A 6,561-nucleotide genomic window follows, 5' to 3' on the forward strand; every position below is an offset into this window, starting at 1 on the left:
TTGGTGTGCTTGTTAACGTTGGGAAGATTTGCGCAGAAATTCGCTACGACATTCGCATGACAATGTACATTTGCTGTTGAAAGTGATCTAAAAAAGTGCCTAGACGCGACGACATTAAGAAGATTTTGATTATTGGCTCCGGTCCGATTGTCATCGGGCAGGCATGTGAATTTGACTATTCGGGAACGCAGGCCTGTAAGGCCCTCCGCGAAGATGGTTATGAAGTGGTGCTGGTCAACTCCAACCCTGCGACCATCATGACCGACCCGGAAACCGCTCACCGCACCTACATCGAACCGATTACCTGGCAGTACATCCAGAAAGTAATCGAAATCGAAAAGCCGGACGCACTGCTCCCCACGCTGGGGGGACAGACCGGACTGAACGCAGCCATGGACCTCGCCCGCCGCGGGATCCTTGATCAGCTGGGCGTCGAACTCATCGGTGCCCGCGAAGAGGTCATCGCCAAAGCGGAAAGCCGCGATCAGTTCAAAGAAGCCATGACCAAAATCGGCCTCGACTGCCCCCGCAGTGCCGTGGTCCACAACATGGAAGAAGCCAATGCCGCGGTCAAAGATATCGGCCTGCCGATCATCATCCGCGCCAGTTACACCCTCGGTGGTACCGGCGGTGGGGTGGCTTACAACCGTGAAGAGTTCGTAGAAAAAGTCCGCAGCGGTCTGGCACTGTCCCCCGTGAACGAAGTTCTGCTGGAAGAATCCATCCTCGGCTGGAAAGAGTACGAGATGGAGGTCATGCGGGACCAGGCCGACAACGTCGTCATCATCTGCTCGATCGAAAACTTCGATCCCATGGGTGTGCACACCGGCGACTCGATCACCGTCGCCCCCGCTCAGACGCTGACTGACAAAGAATACCAGCGGATGCGTGATGCGACCATCGCCTGTATCCGCGAGATCGGCGTCGAGACCGGCGGGTCCAACGTGCAGTTCGCCATCAATCCCGATACGGGCCGCATGACGATCATCGAAATGAACCCCCGCGTCAGCCGCTCCAGTGCACTCGCCTCCAAAGCGACCGGCTTCCCGATTGCCAAAATCGCAGCCAAGCTGGCCGTCGGCTATCGCCTCGATGAAATCCGCAACGACATCACCCGGGAAACGCTCGCCTGCTTCGAGCCGACCATCGATTACGTCGTCACCAAGATCCCCCGCTGGACATTCGAAAAATTCCCCGATGCCGACCCGGTCCTCACCGTGCAGATGAAATCGGTAGGCGAAACCATGTCCATCGGCCGTACCTTCAAAGAGTCGCTCCAGAAAGCACTCCGCGGCCTGGAAATCGGTCACTTCGGGCTGGGTGGCGGTAACAAGGATCTCTGGGGCACACCCAAGCAACCCGCGCGGGACCTGATTCAGTCCAAGCTGTCGATCCCCAACGACGAGCGACTGTTCTACCTGCGTTACGCATTCAAATCCGGCATGAGCGTGGAAGAAGTCCACGAACTCAGCGACATCGATCCCTGGTTCCTGAACCACATCCGTCAGCTCGTGGAATTCGAAGACAAAATCCGCGCTGTCTCCCGCCTGGAAGACCTGGACTATGCCTTCATGAAACAGGCCAAGCAGCACGGCTACTCCGACAAGCAGCTTGCCTTCTGGCTCGACTCCACCGAAATGGATGTCCGCCAGTACCGCAAGAGCCTGGGTATCGAAGCCACCTTCAAACAGGTCGATACCTGTGCTGCCGAGTTCGAAGCCTACACACCTTACTTCTACTCGACCTACGAAGATGAAAACGAAACGCCGGGCAATCCCGATCACAAACGCCGTATCATGATTCTCGGCGGCGGACCCAACCGCATCGGGCAGGGGATTGAATTCGATTACTGCTGCTGCCAGGCTTCGTTTGCCCTGCAGGAACTGGGCATCGAAAGTATCATGGTCAACTCGAACCCCGAAACGGTCTCGACCGACTATGACACCTCCGATCACCTGTTCTTCGAACCTCTGACCACCGAGGATGTGCTCAACATCTGCGATCGTATGCAGCCGGATGGCGTCATCGTGCAGTTCGGCGGACAGACTCCGCTTAACCTCGCCCGGGGACTCGAAGCCGCTGGCATCAACATCATCGGTACCAGCCCCGAAATGATCGATGCTGCCGAAGACCGCGAACGCTTCCAGGCAATTCTTGAGAAGCTCGAACTGCATCAGCCTCCGAACGGCATCGCCACGAATATCGAGAGCGCCCGCAACGTCGCCCGCAAAATCAGCTACCCGATTCTGGTTCGCCCCAGCTACGTGCTCGGCGGTCGGGCCATGGAAATCTGCTACGACGAAGAATCGCTGGTCCGCTACATGAACGAAGCGGTCAGTGCCTCTCCAGACCATCCGGTCCTCGTCGATCAGTTCCTCGAAGACGCGATCGAAGTCGATGTCGACGCCATCTCCGACGGCATTACTACGCTGGTCGGGGGCGTGATGGAACACATCGAAGAAGCCGGCGTGCACTCCGGTGACTCGGCCTGTGTCCTGCCGCCTCACTCGCTCCCCGATTCCGTCATCGACGAAATCAAACGGGCCACGCATGCTCTCGCTCGCGAACTCAAGGTCAAAGGCCTGATGAATATCCAGTTCGCGGTGAAGAAGACAGAAGACGATTACATCGTCTACATCCTCGAGGTCAACCCGCGTGCCAGCCGGACGTCGCCGTTCGTCTCCAAGGCCACCGGGCTTCCACTGCCCAAAATCGCCGCCAAGGTCATGGCGGGCGTCTCGCTGCTGGAACAGAACGTGACCAAAGAACCGAAACCCAGACACACCTCGGTCAAAGAGAGTGTCTTCCCCTTCTCCCGCTTCCTGGGCGTCGACATCATCCTCGGCCCCGAAATGCGGTCCACCGGGGAAGTCATGGGAATCTCGGATGGCTTCGCGATGGCCTTCGCCAAGAGCCAGCTCGCAGCAAATACCAGCCTGCCCTCCGAAGGCACCGTCTTCATCAGTATGGCTGACCTCTACAAAGACATGATCATCGATCCCGCACGACGGCTGATCGACCTCGGCTTCAAGATCGTCTCGACCTCCGGCACTGCCCGCGTTCTTCGCGAAGCTGGCCTCGAAGTCTCGACCGTCAAGAAGCTCAAAGAAGGTCGTCCCAACCTGCTGGACATGATGGCCAACCAGGAAGTCCAGTTCATCTTCAACACGCCCAGCGGCAAAGGCTCGCGGACGGACGAAGGCAAAATCCGCTCCGCATCGGTTTCGTATGGCGTGACCTGTGTCACCACAATCCCCGGCTGCCTTGCGGTTGTCAAAGCCCTCGAAGCACTCGCCGAAGATGCCACTCCCCAGGTCCGTGCTCTGCAGGACTGGATGGCCGATCTCTAAACGCAATCTCAAGTCGCTGTGCTCCTCATTTCTGTGAGGAGCACAGCCTTGTCTGATCAATCCCTCAGCGATTCCGCTTCTTGCGTTTGGCATACGTGTCGCGTCGCTTCTCCGCGTGAAACACAAAGTAGCCGTCAATCTCGTGCACTTCGGCCCCTCCGAAAATGCTCGTCAGCTTCTTCTGGTACCACAGCCGTCGTCGTGTGACCATCACCATCCGCCCGCCGACCTTCAGCCGGTTGAATCCCTTCATGATAAACTGCTTGGCGACCGCAAAATCCTCATGGTAAGGCGGGTTCGAGAGAATCCAGTCGAAGTCGGTCTCGCGATGATCCTGTAAGCCGTCGCTCTGCAGAATCGTCACCCCCGCAATCTGATTCCGTTCGGCGTTCTGTCGGGCCACTTTGACCGCCCGGGCATCGATGTCCGTCATCACCACATTCTCCGGCCCCACAACCGAAGCCGCCAGAATCCCCACCACGCCCCAGCCACAACCTAAATCCAGCACCCGCTCTCCTGGTGCAAATGTCACCGTCGAGAGCATCGCTTCCGTCCCCCGATCCAGATTCTGGGGAGAAAATAATTCCACCGCAGTTTCAAACTGGAACTGCCGACTATGATAGGTAAGGGAGAATGGCATACAGGTACAACAGGTCTGGAGTTATGAACGACTTTGTGTTAAGAAACCTTAACACTCGCAGGTCTGGATTCACACTCCAGATTACTGTATCTTCTGTGGAAACATACACATCCGACCTGGATTTCTCCATGGCCCGTCCTGGGTTTCCTGTGATGTAGATTTGATTTTTTCGACACTGATACCTCAGCGGGCAAGGATCTGGCGTATGGAAAAAGGCGCTCACCCCCATTTCAAACCGGGACTCACCACCTGGATTCTCACGAGTCTGGTGCTGGGGATCTCCTGTGGTTTGTTCTTTGGCGAACTGTGTGCGCCCCTGAAAACGGTCGGCGAGATCTTTATCGGTCTCCTGCAGATGACCGTGCTCCCCTACATCACGCTCTCGCTGATCCTCAACCTCGGTCGGATCTCCATCCGTCAGACCAGGCATATGGCCCTCACCGTCGTCAGCCTGATGCTCATCCTCTGGTGCATCGGTCTGTTCACGGTCTGCCTGATGTCCCTCTCCTTTCCCTTCTGGCAGAAAGGCGCCTTCTTCAGTACCAGTATCATCGAAGGCCCCCAGACCGAAAGTCTGTACGATCTGTTTATTCCGGCGAACCCGTTCTTCTCGCTGGCCAATAACGCCGTCCCCGCCGTGGTTCTCTTCTCGATCGGCGTCGGCATCGCTTTGAGCACGCTCCCCAAAAGAGAACAGCTCCTCGCACCACTGTCCGTCGCCGTCAATGCGTTGATGAAACTTAACCGCTTCGTCGTGCATCTCTCCCCCTTCGGAGTCTTCGCGATCGTCGCTTATGCCGTCGGTACGCTCCCCTTTGAAAAGTTCGGCCTGCTGCAGGCTTACCTGATTACCTATACCGTCGCCACACTGATTCTGACCGTCGGCATTCTCCCCATGCTGATCTCCATCTGCACCCCGGTCCGCTACTGGGATGCGCTCCGCGTCTCCCAGCCGGCCGTCATCGCGGCCTTCGTCCTCAGCAGTACCTTCGCCGTCCTCCCCATCATTGTGGAATCGGCGCGGGAAATCCTCGAACGCTACAAACTCGAAAAAGACGAAACCGGCGGTTCGCCCGACGTGTTGATTCCCCTCGTCTTTCCCTTTCCCGACCTGGGACGCATCGTCGGGCTGATCTTCATTCCCTTTTCCGCCTGGTTCTATGGCTCCAGCCTGATGGCGGAACAGTACCCCAAGTTTCTCGCTCTGGGCATGGCCGGTTCCTTCGCTAAACCCGCGGTCACGATCCCCTGGCTGCTCGACCTGATGCACATCCCGCACGACATTTTCCAGCTCTATCTCGCGGTCGGCGTCTACACCACCCGCCTGGGCGATGCCCTGCGCTCGGTCTACCTCTTCTCCTTCGCCGTTCTCACAGCAGCTTCGCTCTCGGGAACACTCAAGGTGCAGTGGAAACGCTTTTTCGTCTACACGGTCCTCTCGCTGATCATGGCAGGAATTGTTATTGGCAGCATTCATACCGTTCTCGAATTTACATTCAAAAACCTCTACCAGTCCAAAGCGATGATTGCCGACCGCCAGCTGCTCTTCCCCGGCGTCAAGGAAACCATCCTCAAAGAATCGGCTCCCAACCCGGACCCGATCCAGCCCGGCCAGACGCGCATCGAACGCATTCGCAAGCGTGGCACGATCCGGCTCGGCTTCGACGCCAAACGGCTGCCGTTCTCTTACTTTAACGATCGCGGGGAACTCGTCGGCTTCGACATCGACATGGCCCATCGCCTGGCCCTCGACCTCGGCGTTGATATCGAGTTCGTTCCCTTCAGGCCACAAACCCTGATCAAACAGCTGCAGGAAGATCACTTCGACCTCGCCATGTCCGGACTGGAAGGTACCATCGAACGGGCCACCGCCTTCCCCGTCGCCGATTCTTACATGGATGTCACCCTGGCCATGGTCCTGCATGACTACCGCAAAGTCGAGTTCCTCGAATTCGAGAAACTCCGGCATTCCCCCGACCTCAAAATCGCCGTGGTCGCCAACAGCTTCTTCGATGAAAAAGCACACACGTTCTTCCCCAACGCCAGCTTCGTTTCCATCAATTCCGAGGAAGACTTCTTCGAAGAAAAAGCCGACGGCGCTGACCTGCTGGTCACCAGCGCCGAAGCCGGTGCCGCCTGGACGCTCCTCTACCCCGAATTCTCCGTCATCAATCCTCTCAAAAAAAACGTGAAGGTCCCCATGTACTACCTGGGCGCCCACGACATCGAGTTCGAAGAATTCATGGAAGTCTGGCTCGAACTCAAAAAGAAGGAAGGCATCTTCGAAGAACTCTACAACTACTGGATCCTCGGCAAAGACAACAAAGACGCCGAACCCCGCTGGTCCATCATCCGCGACGTCCTCCAATGGGTAGACTGAATCCAGAATCAGCATCGCCACCACTCCATCACCTCCTCTGAGCGGCAAGGCGCTAGTAACTCCGATTACAAATAGTTTCCCACCAGAGCAAATTGTTGCCATTGCTTCCTGGTTTTCCTGAGTTCTCTCCAGGTGCGGGGGCGTTCGATCTGCTGTTGTTTCTGTGTGCGGTGGCCGGTATACGTCCAGCG

Annotated in this window: 3 protein-coding genes; 2 read left to right on the forward strand and 1 reads right to left on the reverse strand. The window is 57.1% G+C overall.

Translation table 11 applies throughout. From position 1 onward, the window contains the following. Positions 1–95: 95 nt before the first annotated feature. Positions 96–3,350: a carbamoyl-phosphate synthase large subunit gene (carB, locus tag RID21_RS27720; protein ID WP_350194631.1), complete on the forward strand. Its 3,255-nt coding sequence runs from the start codon at positions 96–98 to the stop codon at positions 3,348–3,350. A 64-nt stretch (positions 3,351–3,414) separates the two neighbouring features. Here carB and RID21_RS27725 read toward each other — a convergent pair whose 3' ends face one another. After that, positions 3,415–3,990, reverse strand: coding sequence for a class I SAM-dependent methyltransferase (locus RID21_RS27725; RefSeq protein ID WP_350194632.1), 576 nt, complete (start codon positions 3,988–3,990; stop codon positions 3,415–3,417). 205 nt (positions 3,991–4,195) lie between these two features. Between RID21_RS27725 and RID21_RS27730 the strand changes: the two genes are divergently transcribed. Beyond that, positions 4,196–6,370, forward strand: coding sequence for a cation:dicarboxylate symporter family transporter (locus tag RID21_RS27730; RefSeq protein ID WP_350194634.1), 2,175 nt, complete (start codon positions 4,196–4,198; stop codon positions 6,368–6,370). Positions 6,371–6,561 lie beyond the last annotated feature (191 nt).

It is taken from the genome of Gimesia sp. (assembly GCF_040219335.1).
Classification (GTDB): Bacteria; Planctomycetota; Planctomycetia; order Planctomycetales; family Planctomycetaceae; genus Gimesia.